Annotated in this window: 21 protein-coding genes and 1 pseudogene; 13 read left to right on the forward strand and 9 right to left on the reverse strand. The window is 62.9% G+C overall.

Translation table 11 applies throughout. The features are described 5' to 3' along the window. Positions 1 to 24: 24 nt before the first annotated feature. The gene (locus tag EJ069_RS02265; RefSeq protein WP_126059882.1) at positions 25 to 1530 is read right to left on the reverse strand and encodes an alpha-N-arabinofuranosidase; all 1506 of its coding nucleotides are present in this window, start codon (positions 1528 to 1530) and stop codon (positions 25 to 27) included. 104 nt (positions 1531 to 1634) lie between these two features. After that, the gene (locus tag EJ069_RS02270; RefSeq protein WP_126059883.1) at positions 1635 to 2561 is read right to left on the reverse strand and encodes a transcriptional regulator; all 927 of its coding nucleotides are present in this window, start codon (positions 2559 to 2561) and stop codon (positions 1635 to 1637) included. 312 nt (positions 2562 to 2873) lie between these two features. On the opposite strand from EJ069_RS02270, the gene EJ069_RS02275 reads away from it, so the two are divergent. Beyond that, a complete protein-coding gene (locus EJ069_RS02275) occupies positions 2874 to 3584 on the forward strand; it encodes an SIMPL domain-containing protein (RefSeq protein ID WP_126059884.1) in 711 nt (236 codons plus the stop codon). A gap of 133 nt (positions 3585 to 3717) precedes the next feature. On the opposite strand, the gene EJ069_RS02280 is transcribed toward EJ069_RS02275, so the two are convergent. The 3 genes from EJ069_RS02280 to EJ069_RS33110 form a co-directional block, all read right to left on the reverse strand. Beyond that, the gene (locus EJ069_RS02280; RefSeq protein ID WP_042647488.1) at positions 3718 to 4074 is read right to left on the reverse strand and encodes a hypothetical protein; all 357 of its coding nucleotides are present in this window, start codon (positions 4072 to 4074) and stop codon (positions 3718 to 3720) included. Between the two features lie 244 nt (positions 4075 to 4318). Next, positions 4319 to 4765 (reverse strand): YcgN family cysteine cluster protein, encoded by a 447-nt coding sequence (locus tag EJ069_RS02285; RefSeq protein WP_126059885.1) that lies wholly within the window; start codon positions 4763 to 4765, stop codon positions 4319 to 4321. A 182-nt stretch (positions 4766 to 4947) separates the two neighbouring features. Further along, positions 4948 to 6231, reverse strand: coding sequence for a hypothetical protein (locus tag EJ069_RS33110; protein WP_245456420.1), 1284 nt, complete (start codon positions 6229 to 6231; stop codon positions 4948 to 4950). On the opposite strand from EJ069_RS33110, the gene EJ069_RS33115 reads away from it, so the two are divergent. The 3 genes from EJ069_RS33115 to EJ069_RS32630 all read left to right on the forward strand — a co-directional run bounded on the left by EJ069_RS33115 (position 6181) and on the right by EJ069_RS32630 (position 8578). Beyond that, complete coding sequence (locus tag EJ069_RS33115; protein WP_245456421.1) at positions 6181 to 7359, forward strand: OmpA family protein; 1179 nt, start codon at positions 6181 to 6183, stop codon at positions 7357 to 7359. The two genes, EJ069_RS33110 and EJ069_RS33115, sit on opposite strands and share 51 nt — an antisense overlap. 301 nt (positions 7360 to 7660) lie before the next feature. Then, entirely contained in the window at positions 7661 to 8176 is a 516-nt protein-coding gene (locus tag EJ069_RS02295) for a TIGR00645 family protein (RefSeq protein WP_126059887.1), read from the forward strand. Positions 8177 to 8380: 204 nt separating this feature from the next. Beyond that, positions 8381 to 8578 (forward strand): hypothetical protein, encoded by a 198-nt coding sequence (locus EJ069_RS32630; RefSeq protein ID WP_189476137.1) that lies wholly within the window; start codon positions 8381 to 8383, stop codon positions 8576 to 8578. A 193-nt stretch (positions 8579 to 8771) separates the two neighbouring features. Here EJ069_RS32630 and EJ069_RS02305 read toward each other — a convergent pair whose 3' ends face one another. Then, the gene (locus tag EJ069_RS02305) at positions 8772 to 9122 is read right to left on the reverse strand and encodes a nuclear transport factor 2 family protein (RefSeq protein WP_189341556.1); all 351 of its coding nucleotides are present in this window, start codon (positions 9120 to 9122) and stop codon (positions 8772 to 8774) included. A 148-nt stretch (positions 9123 to 9270) separates the two neighbouring features. Here EJ069_RS02305 and EJ069_RS02310 point away from each other — a divergent pair, with 148 nt between their 5' ends. Further along, positions 9271 to 10191, forward strand: a complete 921-nt coding sequence (locus EJ069_RS02310; protein WP_126059889.1) for an AraC family transcriptional regulator — start codon at positions 9271 to 9273, stop codon at positions 10189 to 10191. Positions 10192 to 10483: 292 nt separating this feature from the next. Here EJ069_RS02310 and EJ069_RS33120 read toward each other — a convergent pair. Further along, positions 10484 to 10642: pseudogene (locus EJ069_RS33120) on the reverse strand (HoxN/HupN/NixA family nickel/cobalt transporter); the annotation flags it as partial. 301 nt (positions 10643 to 10943) lie between these two features. Here EJ069_RS33120 and EJ069_RS02325 point away from each other — a divergent pair. The 4 genes from EJ069_RS02325 to EJ069_RS02340 all read left to right on the forward strand — a co-directional run bounded on the left by EJ069_RS02325 (position 10944) and on the right by EJ069_RS02340 (position 14928). Next, a complete protein-coding gene (locus EJ069_RS02325; protein WP_126059890.1) occupies positions 10944 to 11927 on the forward strand; it encodes an ABC transporter substrate-binding protein in 984 nt (327 codons plus the stop codon). Between the two features lie 90 nt (positions 11928 to 12017). Continuing rightward, positions 12018 to 12821 carry an ABC transporter permease gene (locus tag EJ069_RS02330; protein WP_126059891.1) on the forward strand — a complete coding sequence of 268 codons (804 nt, stop codon included), beginning with the start codon at positions 12018 to 12020 and terminating at the stop codon, positions 12819 to 12821. Between the two features lie 122 nt (positions 12822 to 12943). Beyond that, the gene (locus tag EJ069_RS02335; protein ID WP_210211345.1) at positions 12944 to 13702 is read left to right on the forward strand and encodes an ABC transporter ATP-binding protein; all 759 of its coding nucleotides are present in this window, start codon (positions 12944 to 12946) and stop codon (positions 13700 to 13702) included. A gap of 299 nt (positions 13703 to 14001) precedes the next feature. Next, a complete protein-coding gene (locus EJ069_RS02340) occupies positions 14002 to 14928 on the forward strand; it encodes a transposase (protein WP_126059570.1) in 927 nt (308 codons plus the stop codon). A 210-nt stretch (positions 14929 to 15138) separates the two neighbouring features. Here EJ069_RS02340 and EJ069_RS02345 read toward each other — a convergent pair whose 3' ends face one another. After that, complete coding sequence (locus EJ069_RS02345; RefSeq protein ID WP_126059893.1) at positions 15139 to 16746, reverse strand: GMC family oxidoreductase N-terminal domain-containing protein; 1608 nt, start codon at positions 16744 to 16746, stop codon at positions 15139 to 15141. A gap of 227 nt (positions 16747 to 16973) precedes the next feature. Between EJ069_RS02345 and EJ069_RS02350 the strand changes: the two genes are divergently transcribed. The 4 genes from EJ069_RS02350 (at position 16974) to EJ069_RS02365 (ending at position 20487) form a co-directional block, all read left to right on the forward strand. After that, the gene (locus tag EJ069_RS02350) at positions 16974 to 18248 is read left to right on the forward strand and encodes an NAD(P)/FAD-dependent oxidoreductase (protein ID WP_126059894.1); all 1275 of its coding nucleotides are present in this window, start codon (positions 16974 to 16976) and stop codon (positions 18246 to 18248) included. 34 nt (positions 18249 to 18282) lie between these two features. Continuing rightward, positions 18283 to 18699: a RidA family protein gene (locus EJ069_RS02355; protein WP_126059895.1), complete on the forward strand. Its 417-nt coding sequence runs from the start codon at positions 18283 to 18285 to the stop codon at positions 18697 to 18699. A 5-nt stretch (positions 18700 to 18704) separates the two neighbouring features. Further along, a complete protein-coding gene (locus tag EJ069_RS02360; protein ID WP_126059896.1) occupies positions 18705 to 19379 on the forward strand; it encodes a DUF1028 domain-containing protein in 675 nt (224 codons plus the stop codon). Between the two features lie 178 nt (positions 19380 to 19557). Continuing rightward, complete coding sequence (locus EJ069_RS02365; RefSeq protein WP_126059897.1) at positions 19558 to 20487, forward strand: LysR family transcriptional regulator; 930 nt, start codon at positions 19558 to 19560, stop codon at positions 20485 to 20487. 3 nt (positions 20488 to 20490) lie between these two features. Here EJ069_RS02365 and argE read toward each other — a convergent pair whose 3' ends face one another. Beyond that, the gene (gene argE, locus EJ069_RS02370; protein ID WP_126059898.1) at positions 20491 to 21648 is read right to left on the reverse strand and encodes an acetylornithine deacetylase; all 1158 of its coding nucleotides are present in this window, start codon (positions 21646 to 21648) and stop codon (positions 20491 to 20493) included. Positions 21649 to 21677 lie beyond the last annotated feature (29 nt).

A 21677-nucleotide genomic window follows, 5' to 3' on the forward strand; every position in this document is an offset into this window, starting at 1 on the left:
TATATCTGATAGCCGGATATTAACTCAGAGCGTCACACGCACCATCGAGTAGGAGTGCGGCGGCAAGTTCAGCGTCATTCCCTTGCTGCTGAGCGCCGCCCCGTTGCCTTTGACCGGCGATACGTTGTCCGGGGCGTCCTTTGTGTTGCATGCCTCGAGATCGTCGTGACGGATGATCGTGTGCTCGATGGATTTGGCGGCGAACCGCTCGAGGGCGATTTCGGCCTCTATCGTCTCGGACCCATGCCGGTTGATTGCGAAGAAGGTCAGCGTGCCGGCGTTCGAATCGTGCACGCCCGCAATGTCGAGCCACGGCACCTTGTCGGCCGCGGCGGCATCATATGCGGGCACCTCGACCGCGAGCTGCAGCGCGGTGCCGCGGCCATGCCTGGAGGCCAGCATGAAAGGCCAGTAGATCGTCTGCCGCCAGGCGCTGCCGCCGGGCTCCGTCATGATGGGCGCGATAACGTTCACCAGCTGCGCAATGCAGGCGATGCGAACAACATCCGATCGCCGGATGAAGGTGTTGATGATGCAGCCGACCTGCAGCACATCCTCGAAATTATAGATGTCTTCCAGAAGCCTGGGCGCTTCCGGCCAGTCCCAGCCGCGCATGCGCTCGGCGTCCTGCTTGCGCTGGTGGTACCAGACGTTCCATTCGTCGAAGGAGATCTTCACGTCCCGCTTCGAGCGGCTCTTGGCCTTCACGTAGTCGATGATGCCAGCGACCGTGCCAATGTAGCGGTCGAGCTTGGCCGGAAGAGCGAGATATTCGGCCGTATTCTTCTCGTAGTTCTCGAAATACATGTGGAGAGAGATGTAGTCGACCTGCTCGTAGGTCGCTTCCAGCACGGTTGCTTCCCACTGCGGATAGGTCGGCATATTGGAATGCGACGAGCCGCAGACGACCAGTTCCACCGTCGGGTCGAGGCCGCGCAGCGCCTTGGCGGTCTCGTTGGCGAGATGGCCGTATTCGCCCGCTGACTTGTGACCAACCTGCCAGGGGCCGTCCATTTCATTGCCGAGACACCAGAGGCGGCAGTTCCAGGGTTGCTTGCGTCCGTTTTTGGCCCTGAGGTCGGACCAGTAGCTGCCGCCCGGGTGGTTGACGTATTCAACGAAGGCCCGCGCCTCGTCGAGGCCGCGCGAACCGAGATTGACCGCAAGCATCATCTCGGTGCCGGCCTTTTCGGCCCAGTCGGCGAATTCGTGGATTCCAACCAGGTTCGGTTCCGTGGTGCGCCAGGCAAGATCGAGCCGCCGCGGGCGGTTCTCCTTTGGGCCTATGCCGTCTTCCCAATTGTAGGCGGACACGAAGTTGCCACCTGGGTAGCGGCAGATCGGCGTGTCGAGCGCACGCACCAGCTCGATCACGTCCTTGCGCATCCCCTGTGCGTCCGCTTGTGGATGTCCGGGTTCGTAGATGCCCGTATAGACCGCTCGGCCAAGATGCTCGAGAAACGAGCCGTAGAGACGTTTGTCGATATCCGCGACGGCATAGGCCGCGTTCGCCGTGACTCTGGCCTTCATGATCCCTCCCACCGCGGATTGTCGATCTAACTTTCCGGTCTATATCCGGGTCTCGGATCAGTTAAGGGCGGAGTTCGTTCGCCCGTCAAGGGCCTAATATGCCCTCAAGCCTTCAGCAGGCGCAGTACGATGTCTTTGCTATAGTTGCCGAAGCCGCTGCCGAAGATGTTTACTCCGCCGGGGTGACGCGCGTCTTCCTTCACACCGATTCGTATCCGGATCGAGCGGTGCCGCTCGAGCTCCAGATCGGCCAGCGAGCATTTGGAAACCTTGTTGTCGTTGCGATAGGTGCCGGTGTTCGTGACGCGCCAGTGTGCGAGGTCACCATATTGCGATCCGGCCAGCTTCCACCAGCCGGGCGTATGCTTGCCGCGCTTGTCGCCATAGTCGGCCGGCGCCGTCCAGGTGTCGATCTCGTGCCCATTGATCGCGACCGTGATGTCGGATGGCCAATCCTTCGATGTGCCCGGGACCTCCGACGAAAGCTCCATCGCCAGTTCCAGCCCGCCGACTTTGGCATTGGCGAGCGTCGCATTGTTGGGAAACTGATATTCGACGAAGCCGCGCGTGAACCACAACAGCCCGGCCCGCATACGATCGGGATCGAGGAAGGTGTCTGGCACATCGAGAAGTCCGATGACGCCGTCCTTTGAACACAGGCCGCAGGGAGCGGAAACTTCGCATCTCGTATAGAGTCCAAGCGGCATCGCCACTTCTATGACGCCGAGATCCTGCGCCGGGGTGCGGTCCTTGAAGACGACGACCAACTCGGAGAAGGTCGAATAGCAAACCTTCTGGCTTCCCTTGCGCGCCTTCTGTGATTTCGTCTCGATCAAACCGACATCGACAAGAACCTGGATGTTGGCGGAAATCGTCGATTGCGGAAGACCCAGTTCTTCGGCCACCTGATTGACGTTTTTCGGCCCCTTGCGGTGCAGCAGATCGAGAATCCGGACCCGGACTTCGCTCGCGAGGCTCTTCAACAAGTCAAGCCGCTCAAGCGGATCGACAACCATGATTTCATTCGACATATCGCCCCGCACTCGTCACACGGGGTTATGTATCAGCAGGTCAGATACAAATAAAGACGGTGGGGTTACGAATTGAACCCCCTGGCTGGCATATCTTTCGTAGCGACTTGATGTTTTTGCTCGTCGCACAGGGCTTTCGAAAGCGCTGGCGCAAAATGCCAAAATCAGCCCATATTCGAGCCGTAGAGCGGCCTGCGCCTTATGGCGCGAAACAGGTCCGGCCCTTGCGCCGCGCTGCCGGGTATCGACGCCTTTGCGGGGTCGAGGCAGATGCGGCGCGGAGCATCGGATCGCAGACCTCGAGGAGTTTTCATGACCAGACATCTTTTGCCTATCGCGCTCGCTGCCGCGGTCGCATTCCCGGCGCTGGCGAGCGCCGCCGACACGCAGCCCCAACCCCGCATCATCGTGTCCGGCGAGGGCGAAGCGACGGTGGCGCCCGACATGGCGATCCTTTCGCTCAGCGTCATGCGCGAGGCGAAGAGCGCGCGCGAAGCGCTCGACGCCAACAACGACGCCATGGCGGCGGTCATTGCGGCGATGAAATCCTCCGGCATTGCCGAGCGCGACCTGCAGACGGCGGGCATCCAGATCAACCCACGCTACAACTATACCAACAAGGCCGACGGCAGCCAGGAGGCCGAGCTCGTCGCCTATCAGGTGACCAACACGCTGTCGGTGCGCGTGCGCGACGTCGACAAGACTGGCGAGATCCTCGACAAGGCGGTATCGCTCGGCGTCAACCAGGGCGGCGGCATCGCCTTCACCAATGACGATCCGAAGGCGACGATCACCGAGGCGCGCAAGAAGGCTGTCGCCGATGCGATGGCGAAGGCCAAGACGCTCGCCGCAGCGGCCGGCGTCAGCCTGGGCAAGGTGCTCGAGATCACCGACCAGAATATTGCGCCGGCGCCGATGCCGATAGCGGCCAAATCATTCGACGCGGCCCGTTCGGCCGTCCCGGTGCAGGCTGGCGAGAATTCCTACAACGTCCAGGTCACTGTCACCTTCGAGCTGATGTAACGCCGGGCCGCGCGCCGCAGGCGCGCCACCACCACGCAAAAAGCCCCGGAGGATCGTTTCCTCCGGGGCTTTTTCGAGCCACGCCTCTTCGTGAGGGGCTGATAGGCGATCCTCGCAGATCGCCCTCTCAACCTCAGCGATAGATGATCGGGCAGCCGCGCTCGTTGGCGAACACCACCACGACGCGGTCGCCATATTGGCGGCCGACCACCTTCACGGTGCGGCGGCTGATGTCGACGATGCGGGCGCGGTGCAGGCCCATGCGCTCGGCCTTGTCGAGGGCGCGGTCCGGCGAGCAGCCGCGCCAGTCGCGGTCACGGCGCCAGTCGCGGCGGTAGTAGCCGTCATCGTCGCCCGTATAGACGCCGAAGCGCGGATCCTGGTTGTTGCCGAAACCGAGATAGAGGCTGTCCGCATGCGCCGGAATCGCGGCAAGCGTGCCGAGCCCGACAAGCGCCGAAAGGGCAGCCGTCTTGATCGTGTTGAACATCGTCTTCTCTCCTTGTTACGGGCTTTCGCCCCTAGAACCGATGGTTGGAGAATGCCTTTTTGTGTCTGAACTTTCCGCGAACCGCCCATTCATGTCCGGTTCATGTAAGCGCGAATCCGCCTGGGTTCGTCGCTCGTATTCAAAAACGCCACCCCCCAAAAGGTTCTAAGCGCGAACCCGCAGGGTTCGTCGTTCCTCGTCAAAAAGCTCGCGCTCAGGGTTCGGTCGTCACGATGCGAACCGGTCAAGGTTCGTCGTCGAGTATGTAATCAAAATAGTCGTCCGGCTCGGCCAGATCGGTCTCCTTGGCCTTCACCCGACCCTGGATCGAAATGCCGGCTTCATGCACGGTCGCAGCACTTCCCGAAACAAGCCTGTGCCACCAATAAAGATCATGGCCCTCGGCGATCAGCCGGTAGGCGCAGGTCTTGGGCAGCCAAGTGATGGTGCGCACATTCTGCGGCGTCAGCCCGACGCAGTCGGGCACCCTTGCCAGCCGGTTCGCATAGTCGGAGCAACGGCAGCTTTCGGCGTCGAACAGCCGGCAGCCAACGCTTGTCCAGAAGATCTCGCCCGTATCCTCGTCCTCGAGCTTCGACAGGCAGCATTTGCCGCAGCCGTCGCAAAGCGACTCCCACTCGGCCGGGGTCATCGCCTCAAGCGTCTTGGTTTTCCAGAATGGTGCGGTCATGGGGGTGGATTTGGCCCTCCGCGGCCTCCCGGTCAAGCGCTGCTGTCACAGTGACCCAGTATCAACATTAGAAAGACACGAAATTGCCCTCAAAAGGCCGGCCGAACATCCTTGGCTGGCGTCAATGCCTTGTAACGGAACCAATTGCGGCTGATGAAAGTTTGGGCAGGGATGGGACCCCATTAGGAGAAAATGATATGAAACGCCAACCACGGATTCTGGCGGGCACGGCAATCGGCCTGCTTATGGCATCCGCGCCGTTGGGCGCGTACCCGCTGCAGGGGGGTGTCGCTTCCGGCGGCCTGCACGGCGCACCGTTGATATTGGTTCAGGCCGCTTGCGCGGAAGGCCAGTCGGCCGAGGAATGCGCGCAGGGCGGAGCCGAACAGCCAAAGAAGAGGAAGCGCGAGCAGCAGCAAAGCGAATCGGCCCCGGCAGCCGAGCAGGCAGCACCTGCCGAGACCGAGCAACAGCCGCGCAAGAAGCGGCATGAGCAGCAGCAGATGGACAATGCCCAGTCCGGGGAAGCCCCGGCCGAGCAGCAGTTCAAGCCGCGCAAGAAACGCGACCAGCAGCAGATTGAGGCAGCGCCCGCCGATCAGGGCGGCCAGGCCGCGACCGACGAGCAGCAGTTCAAGCCCCGCAAGAAGCGCGACCAGCAACAGCAGATCGAGGCCGCGCCGGCCGACCAGGGTGGCGCGCCCGCGACCGAGGAACTGCAGCCGCGCAAGAAGAAACGCGATCAGCAGCAGCAGATCGAGGCAGCGCCGGCTGACCAGCAGCCTGCGGAACAGGTGGCGCCGGCTGCCGGTGATCAGCAGCAAGGCAACCAGGGCCGCAAAAAGCGCAAGCACGATCAGCAGCAGAGCGAGCCCGCCAGCCAGGCCGGCGAGCAGGTCGCGCCGACTGACCAGACCGCCCCCGCCAACGACAATCAGCAAGGCGGCAACCAGTTCAAGAAGAGGCACAAGCAGAACCAGCAGGGCGAGACTGCCCCGGCGGAGCAGACGCAGACCAATGAACCCGTGCCGCAGGCCGAACCGTTGCAGACCGGCGAGCAGCCGGCCCAGGGCGGAGAGACCCAGGACAGGAAGAAGCGCGGCAAGAAACCGACGGCCGAGCAGCCTGCTACCGCGCAGCAACCGGCGACGGGCGAGCAGCCGGCAACAGGCACTCAGCAGCCAACCACGGGTGAGCAAACCCAAGGTAGGAAGCAGTTCGGCAAGAAGCCGTTGACCGAACAGCCCACGACTGAAGAGCAGCCGGCGACAGGCCAACAGCCTGCTACAGGTGAACAGCCGGCCAACAACAATCAGCCCGCCAACAACAACCAGCCCACCAATGGCGGCAACGCCGCGCAAGGCGAAACCGCCAATCCGAATGAGGCGCCCGTCCTCGACAGCCAGAAAGATGCCGTGCGCAAGCACCGAGGCCGCAACGACAACGGCCAGAAGGGCGGTGCCCAAACCGGTGGTGCCCAGACCGGTGGCGCTCAAACTGGAAATGGCCAGGCCGGCAATGGCCAGAACGCCAACCAGGCCGGACAGCAAGGCGGCGAGCAGGCGCAGCAGCCGGCTCCGGTCGATCAGGGTCCGCCGCCCACCGACGACAAGTCGGCACAGCAGGCGATCAAGCCCGAGAGGATCGTCCCGGTGGACCAGGAGAAAGGCAAGCGCATCGAGCTTACGCCAGAACAGGTCGTGCGCGAGCGTCGCCGGCCGCAGGGCGCGGATGTCGTCAAGCAGTTCGGCGACCGCGTCATCCTGCAGTTCAACAACCAGACATTCGTGGAAAGCAACGAGGCGCCTCGCATCACCCGCGGCGCTAGGGACGTCTACTACGAGGATCTCTCGGGCGGCCGCACCCGCGAAATCGTGGAGCGCGACAACGGCGTCAGGATCATCACCATCCGCAATCGTAATGGCGACGTCATCCGGCGATCGCGCATTACGCCGGATGGCCGCGAATATGTGCTGACCTATGTCGACGAGCGCTACTACAACGATGTCGACGAGTGGCGCGATCCCGGCGACGAGCTGCCGCCGATGCGGCTCACCATCCCGCGACGGGACTACATCCTGGATTCGGAGGAAGTCGAGGATCCCGACGAGTATTATACCTTCCTCGAGCAGCCGCCGGTGGAAAGGGTGCAGCGCCTCTACTCCATCGACGAGGTGAAACGGTCGGCCCGCGTGCGCGACATCGCCCGGCGTATCGATCTCGACACGCTGAACTTCGACTTCGGCTCGGCCACGATCTCCGACACCGAGGTGCAGAAGCTCGATGGTGTCGCCAGCGCCATGGAAAAACTGCTCAAGAAGAACCCGGCCGAGACCTTCCTGATCGAAGGCCACACCGACGCCGTCGGCACGCCGGAGGCAAACCTGGCGCTGTCGGACCGCCGTGCCGAAGCCGTTGCCGAGGCGCTCACCAATGCCTTTGGCATCCCGGCCGAGAACCTCACCACGCAGGGCTATGGCGAGGAGTATCTCAAGGTCAACACGCCTGGGCCGAACCGTGAGAACCGCCGTGTCGCCATCCGCCGCATCACTTCGCTGGTGGCGCCGGTGGCGAGCAACAGTGATCAGCAATGAGCGTTTGATTTCAAAATCTTGATCGGATTTTTGGAATCAGCGCTTAAGAGGAAGGCCCGTCCGCGTCGGATGGGCCTTTTCCTTTCCTGGCTCAAGAAGATTTGGTTGTCGAAATCAGCTAACTCATTGAATTGCCGCATTGCGACACCCAGATTCCGGACAGGGCGTTCCCTGCCCTGTCCCGACTCCAGCGGGACTCGACTGAGCCCCGCCGGTCCCCCTCTCCGGCGGGGTTTTTTGTCTTGAAAACCGGCCCTGTCTGGCCGAAATACCCTCTATCGCAATCTGACCGGAACCCTTCATGAAGCGTCTCGAACTCGCCATCGAATCCGTCATCCTGGCCTCGCGCTGGCTGCTGGTCGCCTTCTATCTCGGGCTCGGCGTCGCGCTCGCTATCTACGCGCTCTCCTTCGGCAAGAAGCTCTACGAGTTCGTGACGAGCGTCTTCACGCTCGGCGACACGGACACGATCCTAAAGATGCTCGGCCTGATCGACGCCGCGCTTGTCGCCTCCTTGGTGGTGATGGTGATCATCTCGGGCTACGAGAATTTCGTCAGCCGCTTCGACGATCAGGACGGTGGGGTCCATTGGCTGGGCACGATCGATGTCGGCTCGCTGAAGGTCAAGGTCGCCTCGACCATCGTCGCGATCTCGTCGATCCATCTGCTGCAGATCTTCCTCAACCACGCTTCCTACACGGCGGAGCAACTGATGTGGCTGACCATCATGCATCTGGCCTTCGTGCTTTCGGCGCTGATGCTGGCCTATATCGACCGGGTGATGGCGCTGGCCAAAGGCAAGAAGATGGAAGAGTAGGCGCGAAGAGGCGCTCGGGCCCTTAGTGACCCAAGCGCACTTCCGTTTACCATCCGCGACGGCGGCGACCTTGAGAGTTGCATTTCGCTCGATACGCTGCTGACCGACATCTCGCTCTATTGATTCAGCGACAGCCTGGCCCATTCGCTTAGGCTCTATAAGGAGAACCGGCTTCAGCCGCTGACCTTCCGGGCGGGTGAAGAGGTGGTGCCGCCGCTGGGCATTGCGGTCTTTCCAAAAGAGCTGCCGATGCCGCCGCGGTCCTGGATGGAACGCGTGTTCAACGTCGAGCGATGGACGACCATGACTGTGGGCGGGCATTTCGCCGCTCTGGAGCAGCCGGACCTGCTCGCTGAAGAGGTGCGCGCGTTCTTCAGACCGCTGCGCGGCCGGCGCTCGTAGAGGCGAGGTCCGCGTAACTGCCGCTACCGCTCATCGTTCGAGGCGAAGACACGTCCGTCTCGCCTCGCGCAGAACTTCGGCCCTGAGCAGCGAAAAGCCGCCGGTTCAGCCGCACTTCTCGCCCGGAGCCGCCGTGTCATGGAAGCCAGCAGGGCTCGCCTTGAGCGCGCGTTTGGCCGTGCGGAAGATCGTTTCAAAAAAAGCCGGCCATATAGCTGAAACGGTAATCCTTATCAGGGCGGACAAAATTGTAGCCGGTTGCGACCTTAGTATCGTCGCTCTTGTACATAGACCATATGGCCAGCAATTCGCCGTGGTGAACAAAGACCTTGTCGGTCTTGAAGTACGTTCCCGGCATCTTCTTCTGGAAGTCCTCGATATGCGCGATGAGGCCGTTGCGGGTTTTGCCTTCTCCACCCGGGTTCGTGAACACGACGTCGTCGGAAACGCTCTGCTTGAGAAGGTGCTCGCGTTCGGCTGCGGCGATTGGGCCGTAGGCGGCGAGATAGGCGTCCCACCGTCGTTCAAGACTATCGATAGCCATAATCAAATCCTCGGATGTTTTCGTGTTTGCCCCAAGCATGGGAGTGAAACGCGCAATTGACGTTCAACGTGCCCAGGGAATATATGTCTACGGGGCCGTACGGTCGATAATCGAAAGCCCAAATCCGTTTACGTATCGTCCAATCCGAATGGATCCATTCCTCGATCTCATAGGCTTGCTTCGGCCGCGCGCAACATTATGGGGAGGTCTCGAAGCCTCAGGCCGATGGGCTCTGTCGTTTCGAAAGAGAGACGATCTTCTGTTTTGCTGGGTCGAGCAAGGCGAGTGTCAACTGGTCCGGTCCGCTCATTCACCCGTGCTATTGCAACGCGAGGATTTCGTCCTGATCCGGACTTCCGCGCCATTCACTCTCACATCGGACCCGTCGATAGAGCCGGTGGACAGTGAAGCGGCGGTCGCTGCGACGAAGAATCCTCGTCTGCGGCTCGGTGAGGGCACGGACTCCCCCGTTACCTTGCATGCGGGCCGGTTCAGCTTCGATACGGCCAATGAGAATCTTTTGGCCGGTCTGATGCCATCCTTCGTCCATATACTGGCCGATGACACATCCTCGGTCCGCGTGCGCTCGCTGTTGTCGATGAACGAGACAGAATCCAGATATCCTGGACCCGGCAGCGAATTTATCATCGCACGCTTGGTTGAATTGATCCTTGTGGAGATATTGCGGACAAAAGTGCCGCAAGTGGATGAAGAGCATGCAGGTCTGCTCGCCGGCCTTGCCGATCCGGTCACCTCGCGCGCGCTCTCTGCAATGCACAAAGACGTTGCCCACAACTGGACCGTTGCGGATCTAGCTCGGCTTTGCGGTGTTTCCCGGTCATCATTTGCTACCAGATTCCGCAAGGTCGTGGGAACAGGTCCTATCGAATACCTGCTGCAGTGGAGGATGGCCGTGGCCAAGGATGAGTTGCGCCGCGGAACGCGGAGCGTTGGGGAGATCGCCTTGGCGATCGGCTTTCAATCGTCGAGCGCATTCAGCACGGCGTTCGCACGCGTTGTGGGGTGTCCACCGAAATACTTCAGCTGCCTCCCTCCAGGGCAGCTTTGATCTAGTCGATACGCGGTAGGATGTAGCCGAAGCCACGCATCGTGCGATGAACGATCCTCAAGCCTGTCGTGCGGATTTCCGCAGCAGCTGACGCGTGGGCCTGCACGTCAGCGACACGACATCGGCCGAGCGCCCTGGCTCAGCCGTGCAAGGAGGCCGCGACGAGCTCTGCATCGAGGTGGTCGGACGACCGATCGGCCGCCCCAGCGCGCCACCGTCGTCGAGCGCCCCGCGCGAGGCCGCCGCGTCGGCATCGGCCAGAAGTGCAGCGAGATCGGCTGGCAGGCCGGCGCGAAGCGGCGGCGATCGTCATGTCGCACCAAGGCTTGCGCATCGGGTTAGCGAATGCCCAGCCATAGGCGCGGGTCACGCTGTCCGTGGTGTGCATGAGCGCCATGCCGGCCGCCTTTTGCGCGGCGGAAATGCCGAGCAGACCGATCTCGGTCGCCGTTTTCCGTCTTCCAGGGCGGCACCGGCCCGCGGCCATTGGCACATCCGCCGGAGCCACCATCGCCCGGCGCCGTCGATTCGAGTTCGTCGACGAGGAAAGGGCCGCTGCTTCGGTTTCGGCGAAGCAAAGGACAGAAAAAGACTTCTTTAGGCGACCCGGCCCGGATGCTCTCTTGCGGGACCTAGAACAAGGCCCGCCTGGGAGGGCGACGCATAACAAGAGAGCGGCTGCCGAAACGACAGCCTGGCATACGCCACTCGAATGAGGCCGATGCCAGCAACAGCCATGGGGAACCACGACAATGAAGACATTCCGCAATTGCCTGATGACCGCGGTCAGCGCAGGCCTGCTGGGCTTGGGGCTTGCCGCTCCCGCTGACGCCGGCGCCATTCGCCTCGGCATGACCACCTGGGTCGGCTACGGGCCGCTGTTTCTTGCCCGCGACCTAGGCTACTTCAAGGAAGCCGGCGTCGACGTCGACCTGAAAGTGATCGAAGAATCGGCGCTCTACATGGCGGCGGTCGCCGGCGGCGATCTCGACGGCGCGGCATCCACAGTCGACGAGCTGATGAAGTACCGCTCGGACGACCTCTGCTTCAAATATGTCGTGGCGCTCGACGACAGCCACGGCGGCGACGGCGTCGTCACGCAGGCCGACGTCAAGTCGCTCAAGGATCTGAAGGGCCAGCCCGTCGCCCTGAACGAGGGCTCCGTTTCCGAATTCTGGTTCAACGTGCTCCTGAAGAAGGAAGGCATGACCGAGGACGATGTCAGCATCACCAACATGACCGCCGATGACGCCGCGACGGCCTTCATCGCCGGCCAGGTTCCCGCTGCCGTGACTTGGGAGCCGCACCTGACCGAAGTGCGCAAGGGCGGCAAGGGCAAGGTGCTGATCGACTCCGCGACGACGCCCGGCCTGATCGTCGACGTGATCGCGCTCAAATGCGACCTGATCGAGAAGCATCCCGACGATGTGAAGGCTCTCATCAAGGGCTATTACAAGGCGGTCGACTACATCAAGACCAATCCGGAAAAGGCCTATGAGATCATGGCCAAGGGAATTGGCGGCTATCTTGAGAAGCCCGAGGATTTCGCGGCAGGCGCCCAGGGCGTGCGCTACTACGACCGCGCCCGCAACCTGGAATTCTTCGGCACTCCGGAAAAGAGCGAAGCGTCCGACCTGGTGGACTTCGCCCAGGATATCTGGGGCAAGGCCGGCAAGCTCAAGATGACGATCGACGCGAAGACCATTCTCGACACCGATTTCATCAAGGAACAGTGAGCCTTCGAAACTGACAGGGTCGGCCCCGAGGGGCTGACCCTGTTTTCTCGAAAGCCAGAGTTTCGCGCTTAAATCTACGGAGGCCATCTCATGGCACAGAGGCGGACGGCGTGGACACGCCTGACGACCCCATTCGCCAACATTCCCGCCGGCACCGCAACCACGCTCGCATTGGCAATGTGGATAGCCGTGATCGGCGGCTGGGCTCTTCTGTCCTACGGCCGCGTCGTGCCGAACATGTTCCTGCCGACGCCTGGAACCGTGCTCCAGACGGCCTATCGCATGTCGCTCGACGGCAGTCTTTTCTATCACACTTTCACCAGCGCCAAGGTGGTGATCCTTGGCTTCATCGTGTCCTCGGTGATCGCGGTGCCGCTGGGGTTGTGGATGGGTACCTACCGGGCGGTGCAGGCGCCGCTGGAGCCGCTGGTCAATTTCATCCGCTACCTGCCGGTAACATCCTTCGTGCCGCTGTTCATCCTTTGGATCGGCATCGGCATCGAGCAGCGCATAGCGGTGATTTTCTTCGGCACCTTCTTCCAGCAGCTCGTGATGATCTCCGACTGCGCGCGCAGCGTCTCCCGGGACCTGGTCAACGCCTCCTACACTTTGGGCACCAAGCGTAGCGAAGCGGTGTGGCACGTCATCTTTCCGGCGGCGCTTCCGGCGATCCTCGACACGCTTCGCGTCACCATGGGCTGGGCCTGGACCTATCTGGTCGTGGCGGAACTCGTCGCGGCGTCGAGCGGCCTCGGCTATATCAGTCTCAAGGCGATGCGCGGCTTCCAGGTCGATGTGATCTTCATGGCGATCGCGGCGATCGGGCTTCTGGGCCTCATCACCGACACGGCATTCCGCATTCTGCGGGCAAGGGTCGCGCCATGGGCAGCCTGACTATGAACGCCTCCTCGCAAACCGCAGCCGGATCAAGGGTAGTGATGACCGAAACCATCAAGGCGAACAATCGGGCCGGCACGACCCATGCAGCCGGCGATCAGCGTTCGGCCGGCACCACCATGGCCATCAAGGACGTGACATTGCGCTATGGCGACGCCAACGGCGTGCTGGCGCTGGACGATGTGTCGCTGAAGGTGGCCAAGAACGAATTCTGCGTCATCGTCGGTCCGTCAGGATGCGGCAAATCCAGCCTGCTCTATCTGGCGGCCGGGCTCAACGACGCGACGTCCGGCAGCATCAAGGTGGACGGCAGGGAAGTGATCGAACCCGGTCCCGACAGGGGCATGGTGTTCCAGAGCTATACCTTGTTTCCCTGGCTCACGGTGCGCGCCAACATCGAATATGGGCCCAAGCGCAAGGGCCTGCCGGCGGAGCAGCGCAGGCAAATCGTCGACCAGTATCTCAACGAGGTCGGCCTCGCGCCTTTCGCCGACCATTATCCGGCGCAACTCTCAGGCGGCATGAAGCAGCGCGTGGCCATCGCGCGCGCTCTCGCCAACGACCCGGCCGTGCTGCTGATGGACGAGCCGTTCGGCGCGCTCGACAGCCAGACGCGCGGCACTATGCAGAAGCTGCTCCTGCGCGTCTGGGAGCGGCAGCAGAAGACGGTGCTCTTCGTCACCCACGATATCGACGAGGCGCTGGTGCTGGGCGATCGCGTCCTGGTGATGACGGCCCGGCCCGGCAAGATCAAGGCCGAGATCAAGGTCGACATCCCGCGGCCGCGTTCGATGGACGTGATCCTCGAACCCGACTTCATCGCGCTCAAGCGCCGCATCCTCGGCCTCCTGCACGATGAGATCGACGAGGATCACTAACTAGCCTCTCGGGTTTCTGAAAGGTTGCGGGCTTCAGCGCAGACGCTGGGGATTGGCCGAAGACTCTCAGCTTCGTCATCCACGGGCGGAGCGGGAGCGAAGCGGACGCGGAGACCCGAGGATCCTGTGTGTTGGTTCTGGTGTATGGTTCGAAGTGGGAAGGAGACCGAGTGGATCCTGGTCGTCCTTTCGGACAGGCCGTGGCATGGCCCGGTCCCTTCCCACCGGTGAACCATCAACCTGAACAGTTGCACGGGGCTGTTACAAGCAGACCTCGCACCACAGGAAGAGGCGTGGACATGATAGCCCAGAACTATGTCGGCTGCGACATCTCCAAGCAGTGGCTCGACTTTTTTGATGAGACAAGCGGCCGTCTTCGGCGCATCGACAACCAGGCCGATGCGATCGCGGCTTATGTGGCGGGTCTTGATCCCAGTCGGGACTTCGTCGTCATGGAGGCGACAGGCGTGCATGACCGGCTGCTGCGTCATGCGCTGGCCAAGGCCGGCGTGCCGTTCTCGCGGCACAACCCGGCACACACCCACCACTATTCGAAGTCGACGCGCCGGCGCGCCAAGACCGATCCTCTCGATGCCAGGATGCTGAGCGACTATGGCCGTCGCTATAACCCTGAAGCCGAGCCGGCGCCGCGCGAAGAAGTTGAGCGGCTTCAATCGCTTGCCGGCCACCGCGACCACCTGGTCGAGATGCGGGCAGCGCTGAAGAAGCACCTCGCCGAGGCCTTCGATGAGATCGTCATTGCCGATCTGGAAGAGACGATCTCCTTCCTTGACACGCGCATCAAGGCGTTCGAGAGCCAGATTGCCGAAGTCATTCGTCAAAACCAGGACACCGCTCGCGACCATGCGCTGATGGTCTCCGTGCCCGGTGTCTCCAAGGTCGGCGCGCTCTCGCTGCTGGCGCTCCTGCCCGAGCTCGGCCAGCGCTCACCCAAGGCGATCGCGGCACTGGCCGGCCTTGCCCCGTTCGACAACAAGAGCGGCAAGCTCAACCGCAGGAGCCATATCCAGGGCGGGCGATCACGCGTGCGCCGCGCCCTCTATATGGCTGCCCTCACCGCCATCAGAACCTGTGAGCGCTTCAAGACCTTCTACACCGCACTTGCTGCCCGCTCAGGCTCCAAGAAACTGGCTATCATCGCCGTCGCAAGGAAGCTCTTGGTCGTCCTCAATGCCATCATGCGCGACAAAATCGCCTTCGCATGAACACAGTTGCCATTCCGTGACCTTGGCCGAGGGATGCGGCGGAGCAGAATTCTGCACAGTAGCAGCGCCTTAGCGTAACGGAATGGATTCTATGGTCTGCGCGCGTCGCTTCGCTCCTTGCTTCGCCATAGAATGACGACGTTTGGAGGGCTTAAGCGACTCCGGACGTTTGCGACGGTTCACCCAAACAGCGGTGGCCTACTGGCCCCGTTATGCGCCCCTACCAAGGATCATCTCGGAAGCCTTCTGCCCGATCATCATGCTTGGCGCGTTGGTGTTGCCGCCGATCAGCTTCGGCATGACGGAGGCATCCGCGACGCGAAGCCCGTCGACGCCGCGCACCTTGAGCGTCGCCGGATCGACGACGGCCATGTCGTCCGTTCCCATCTTGCAGGTCCCGACCGGGTGATAGACGGTCAGTGCCTCGGCGCGCAGATAGGCGAGGATCTCGTCGTCGCTGCTTATATCCTGGCCCGGAAGCATCTCCTTGCCGCGCACCGCGTCGAATTCGGGCGAGGCAAAAATCCGGCGCGCCATCTTGATGCCCTCGACCAGCACCATGGCGTCGTCCTCATGCGTGAAGAAACGGTGGTCGATCAGAACATCCCGGCGAGCACTGTCCCGCGACAGCCTGATCTCGCCCACGCTTTTCGGCCTGAGCACGCAGGTGTGGATAGCGTAGCCGTGACCGTATTCGATCAGCCTGCCGCGATGACTGCGATATCCGGGCACGAAGTGGAACTGGATGTCGGGAAGCCCGTTCGCGTACCTGGTCTTGGCGAAGCCGCCGGCCTCGACATAGTTGGTGGTGAGCATGCCCTTGCGGCGCGCGAAATACTGGAAGGGCGCGGCGGTGATGCGGGGCAGGTTGGCGAGCGACAAGCCAAGCGTCCAGGTGCTCTTGGAGCGCACGGTGATCATGCCGTCGACATGGTCCTGCAGGTTCTTGCCGACGCCCGGCAAGTCGAGGACCGGCGTGATGCCGATCTGCCGCAACTCGGCCGCCGGACCGATGCCGGACGCCATCAGGATCCTGGGCGAATTGATGGCGCCGGCCGAAAGCACGATCTCGCGGTTGGCCGAGAACGTCTTCTGCTGGCCCTCATTCCGCACGCGAATCCCCGTCGCACGCCCTTCGGCGATGACGAGGTCGATCACCTCGCATTGGCTGAGCAATGTCAGGTTCCTGCGACCGAGCACCGGACGCATGAAGGCGCTGAAGCTGCTGAAGCGCTGGCCGCGATCCTGGGTGACATTGTAGATGCCGAGGCCGAACTGGCTTTCGGCATTGAAGTCGGTGTTGGCGGGCAGGTCGGCGTTCTTGCCGGCCTTGACGAACATGCTTGAAAGCACGTTCGGATCGCGCGGATTGTCGACCAGCAGTTCGCCGCTGGTGCCGTGATAGCGCGGGTCCTGGCCGAGCAGGTTGCGCTCAAGCTTCCTGAACACGGGCAGCACGTCGCGATAGGCCCAGCCGGCGCAACCGAGTCCGGCCCATTCGTCATAGTCCTCGGCGGCGCCGCGGATATAGACCATCGAGTTGATCGAGCTCGATCCGCCCAGCGCCTTGCCGCGGTTGACCGGAATGCTGCGGTTGTTGAGGTGCGGCTGCGGCACGCCGACGAAACAATAGTCGTAATTGGGATTGCCGTAGAGCGAGAGGATGCCGGCCGGCACCTTGACCCGCAGGCTGTTGTCGCTGCCTCCGGCCTCGATCAGGCATACTTTGACCGACGGGTCGGCGCTCAGCCGATTGGCGACCACGCAACCGGCCGAACCGGCGCCGACGACAATGTAGTCAAAGCTCTCAGTCTGCATCCCAGCCCCTCGAGAATTCCGGAACTCTAGGTGCGTCTCTCGGCGCGAGAAATTCGGAAATGGTTACGCGTGACTTCGGAGATTCGTTATGGGCCCGCGCTGGTACGTGCTGCTACTTGTGAGCGCCAGAAGCGGTCGGATGGCGCAGCCAGTCTGCATCCACCATGGCCCAGGTCGGTTTCATCCCGCGCGGCGGAAGCCGTCGGATAATCAAAAAAGGACTGAGCATGTCGGTTGAGACGATAGACACGCTTGTCGTTGGCGGCGGCCAGGCGGGGGTGGCCATGAGCGAGCACCTGAGCAAATGCGGGGTGCCCCATTTCGTCCTCGAGCGCGGCCGGATTGCCGAGCGCTGGCGCTCGCAGCGCTGGGATTCGCTGGTCGCCAACGGCCCGGCCTGGCACGACCGGTTCCCGGGCATGGAGTTTCCGGTGACAGGACCCGAAGGCTTCCCGCCCAAGGAGGAGGTCGCCAACTATTTCGTCGCCTACGCAAAGCAGATCAACGCGCCGATCCGCTGCGGCGTCGAGGTCAAGCTCGTGCAGAGGAATATCGGCCGTCCGGGATTTCGCGTCGAGACGTCGGATGGCGTGATCGAGGCCAACAGCGTCGTTGCCGCGACCGGGCCTTTCCAGGTCCCCGTCATCCCCTCTCTCGTTCCTGCCGATGCCGGCCTCTTGCAAATCCACTCCAGCGCCTACCGCAATCCGGCGCAACTGCCGAAGGGCGCGGTGCTGGTGGTCGGCGCGGGATCCTCGGGCGTGCAGATTGCCGATGAGCTGCAGCGCGCCGGGAGGCGCGTTTATCTCTCGGTCGGCGCGCATGATCGTCCGCCGCGCTCCTATCGCGGGCGCGACTTCTGCTGGTGGCTAGGCGTGCTCGGCAAATGGGACCTCGAGACCCCGGGGCCTGGCACGGAACATGTCACGATCGCGGTCAGCGGCGCGCGCGGCGGCGAGACAATCGACTTCCGCCGCTTGGCCGCGCGGGGGCTTACGCTGGTCGGCATGACCAAGGCGTACCAGGATGGTGTGATGAGTTTCGCGCCGGATCTTGCAAAGAACATTGCCCGCGGCGACGCCAATTTGATTTCGCTGCTGGACGAAGCCGACGCCTATGTCGCGCGCAACGGCCTCGACCTGCCGGAAGAGCCTGCTCTCCGCAAAATCGACCCCGATCCGGACTGCGTGACCAATCCGATCCTTAATCTCGATCTTGCCGAAGCCGGCGTGGCGACGATCATCTGGGCGACGGGCTTCGCCGTCGACTACAGCTGGCTGAAGGTCGATGCCTTCGACGAGAAGGGCCGGCCAAGGCACCATCGCGGCGTGTCAACCGAACCCGGGATCTATTTCCTGGGACTGCCCTGGCAGTCGCGCAGGGGGTCGAGCTTCATCTGGGGCGTCTGGCACGATGCCAAGCATATCGCCGACCGTATCTCGACGCAGCGCAAATATCTCGCCTACCATTCCGCCGCGAAGCGCGAGCCCGTGGACGCCTGACAAAGCTGCGAGCCCGACCCAATTGGAGACCAAGATGGCGCATACGCGAATTCGCAAATTCAACACCAAGGAAACCTATCCCGAGCAGAAGCTCGACAACGATCTCTGCCAAGCGGTCGTCACGCGCGGCGGCCGCACCGTCTATTTGCGGGGACAGTGCCCGCAGGATCTCGACACGGCCAAGAACATCGACAGCCACGATCCGGCCGAGCAGACACACAAGGTCATGCAGAATATCAGCCAGCTCATCGAGGAATGCGGCGGGAGGATGGAGCATCTGGTGAAGGTGGTGGTCTACATCACCGATGTCCGCCATCGCGAGGCCGTCTACCGGACGATGGGCGAATACATCAAGGGCGTGCATCCGGTTTCGACCGGGCTGGTCGTGTCGGCGCTGGCGCGGCCGGAATGGCTGGTCGAGATCGACGGCACGGCCGTGATCCCGGACTGAGCGCGATGACCTTTTCCATCGTTGCGCGCTGCAAGCGGACAGGCATGTTTGGGGTGGCGGTGTCGTCGTCGTCTCCCGCGGTCGCGGCGCGTTGCGCCTATGCGCAGGCCGGCGTCGGCGCGGTCGCCAGCCAGAACGTCACCGATCCGACGCTCGGGGTCCGGGCGCTGGAGCTGATGGCGCGCGGCGCCTCCGCTGCCGAGGCCGTCGCGATCATCAAGCGCACGGCTGCCTTCAGCGAATACCGGCAGGTGCTGGCGGTCGACGCGGCCGGCGGCAGCGCGATCCACTCGGGGCCCAAAGCGCTCGGCATCTGGGCCGAGGCGCGCGGCGAGGACGTCGCCTGCGGCGGCAATTTGCTTGCGAATGGCGGCATCCCGCAAGCCATGGTCGATGCCTTCCTCGCTTCCGAGGGCCATCTCGGCGACCGGCTGATCGCCACGATGGGCGCCGCGCTCAAGGCGGGCGGCGAAGCGGGACCTGTCCGCTCCGCCGGCATGAAGCTGGTGCGCGATGTGTCCTGGCCCGTCGCCGATTTGCGCTGCGACTGGACCGAGGCGTGTCCGATCGAGCAACTGGCAACGCTGTGGGAGATCTACAAACCGCAGCTCGATGCCTACGTCACCCGCGCCCTCAGTCCGTCCGATGCGCCGAGCTACGGCGTGCCCGGCGACGAGTAGTCCGACCAGTTCCGGAGTCGGCATACGAAACCCGGCGACCCGCTCGACCCGGCATCCAGATTGGGTGCGATGGTCGATGCGCGGTGTGCCGCGAACGTCGTGCGTTCTGAATACCGCCTGAATCAAGTCCCGAGCGGCCGTGACTTGATCGCCGGGTGCAAACCGGCAACATAGGACCATGCCGCTCCGTTTCACGCTCAGACAGCTCGAATATTTCGTCGCCGTTGGCGAAGCCGGCTCGATCGCCAAGGCGGCCGAGCAGGTGAATGTCTCGCCGCCGTCGATCTCGGCCTCGATCGCGCAGCTCGAAGCGGAGTTCGGCGTCCAGCTCTTCGTGCGCAAGCATTCGCACGCGCTGGCGCTGACGGCGGGCGGGCGCCTGTTCCTCAAGGAAGCCGCGCGGCTGCTCAACGACGCGGACGCGCTGCACGACATTGCCGGTGATATCGCGGAAAAGGTGCGCGGACCGCTGGCGGTCGGCTGCCTGCTGACTTTCGCGCAGATCGTGCTGCCGGCGCTGCGCAGGAAGTTCGAGGACGCCTATCCGGATGTGCGCGTCCGGCAATTCGAGCGCAACCAGGGGCAATTGTTCGAGATGCTGCAGCGTGGCGAAATAGATGCAGCTCTTACCTACGATCTCGAACTGTCGCAGGACATGACGTTCGAGCCGCTGATGCAACTGCCGGCCTATGTGATGCTGCCGGCCGCGCATCGCCTGGCGGGGAGAGCGGGCATCACGCCCGAGGAACTGGTCGACGAGCCGATGGTGCTGCTCGATCTGCCCTACAGTCGAGAATATTTTCTCTCGGCGTTCCAAGGCCTGCGGCCCAGGATCGCTGAGCGCACCGGCGACATCGCCGTGATGCGCTCGATGGTCGCCAACGGCTTCGGCTACGGCATCGCCAATATGCGGCCGCTCAACGCCATGTCGCCGGACGGCAAATTGCTGGTCTTCGTGCCCCTGCTGGGCGACATCAGGCCGCTGACCATGGGCATTGCGCTGCCCAATGCCGAGCATCGAACGCTGACGGTGCAGGCTTTCATCGACCATTGCCGCCGCTTCGTCGTCGAGCAAGGCGTCTTCGGCACCGAGCGCATCGTCAAGTAAGATTCACGGCCAGCCGTCGGTGAGCCGCGACAGCAGCCGCTCCAGCATCTCGTCGCAGCGCCGCAACTGCTCGACACTGACATATTCGTCCGGCTTATGTCCCTGCGCCATCGAGCCTGGTCCACAGACGACGGAAGGCGTGCCGAGATCGCGGCTGAACAATCCGCCTTCCGTGCCGAAGGCGACCTTCATAGTGCTGTTGGCACCGGTCAGGGATTTGACGAATGCGACCGCTTCCGAAGCGGCCGGCGTGTCGAGGCCCGGATAGGTGTTGGTGATCTCGATGTCGATTGCGGCTTCTGGTGCGATCGCGGCGGCATCCGCGGCAATGCGCGCGGCGGCGCCGCGCAGCCTGTCGAGGATGCTCGTGGCATCGTCGTCGGCGACGTTGCGGATCTCGAAATCGACCACGCAAAGGTTGGGCACGATGTTGAGCGCCACGCCGGCATTGATCTTGCCGACATGCACCGTCGTATAGGGAATGTCGTAGTCGCCGTCGCGCGCGCCGTCGCGGGCAAGCCGCTCCTGTTCGTCGCGCAAGGCGCGCACAAAATCGCAGCCGAGATGGATGGCATTGAGCGCCAGCGGAGCGAGTGCTGAATGGCCTTCGCGTCCCCTGCAGACGGCGCGCGCCGCCAGCTTGCCCTTGTGCCCCGTGGCCACCTGCATGTTGGTCGGCTCGCCGACAATGCAGAGCAGCGAGCGTCGGGGCGCCGCGCTCAGCATCTCGATCAGATCGCGCACGCCGAGGCAGCCGACCTCCTCGTCATAGGAAAGTGCCAGATGCAAGGGCGTGCGCAGCGGCATCTTCGCGGCCTTGAGGCAGGCCGCGAGCGCTGAAGCCACGAACCCCTTCATGTCCGCGGCGCCGCGCCCGTAGAGCCTGCCGTCGCGCGCGGTCATCGCGAAGGGCGGCAGCGTCCAGTTCTGGCCATCGACGGGAACGACGTCGGTATGGCCGGACAGCATGATGCCGGATTTGTCGGCCGGACCGATGGTGGCAAATAGGTTGGCCTTGTGGCCGTCGGCGCTGTGGATGAGCTGGCTGGCTATGCCGCTCGTTTCGAGCAGGTCAGCCACATAGCTAATGAGGTCGAGGTTCGACTCGCGGCTCACTGTCGGGAAGGCTATCAGCCGTTCGAGGATATCAATGCTGCCCATGTGTCTTGTCCCGTTGCCGCAACCGGCTG

This window comes from Mesorhizobium sp. M2A.F.Ca.ET.043.05.1.1, from assembly GCF_003952445.1.
Classification (GTDB): domain Bacteria; phylum Pseudomonadota; class Alphaproteobacteria; order Rhizobiales; family Rhizobiaceae; genus Mesorhizobium.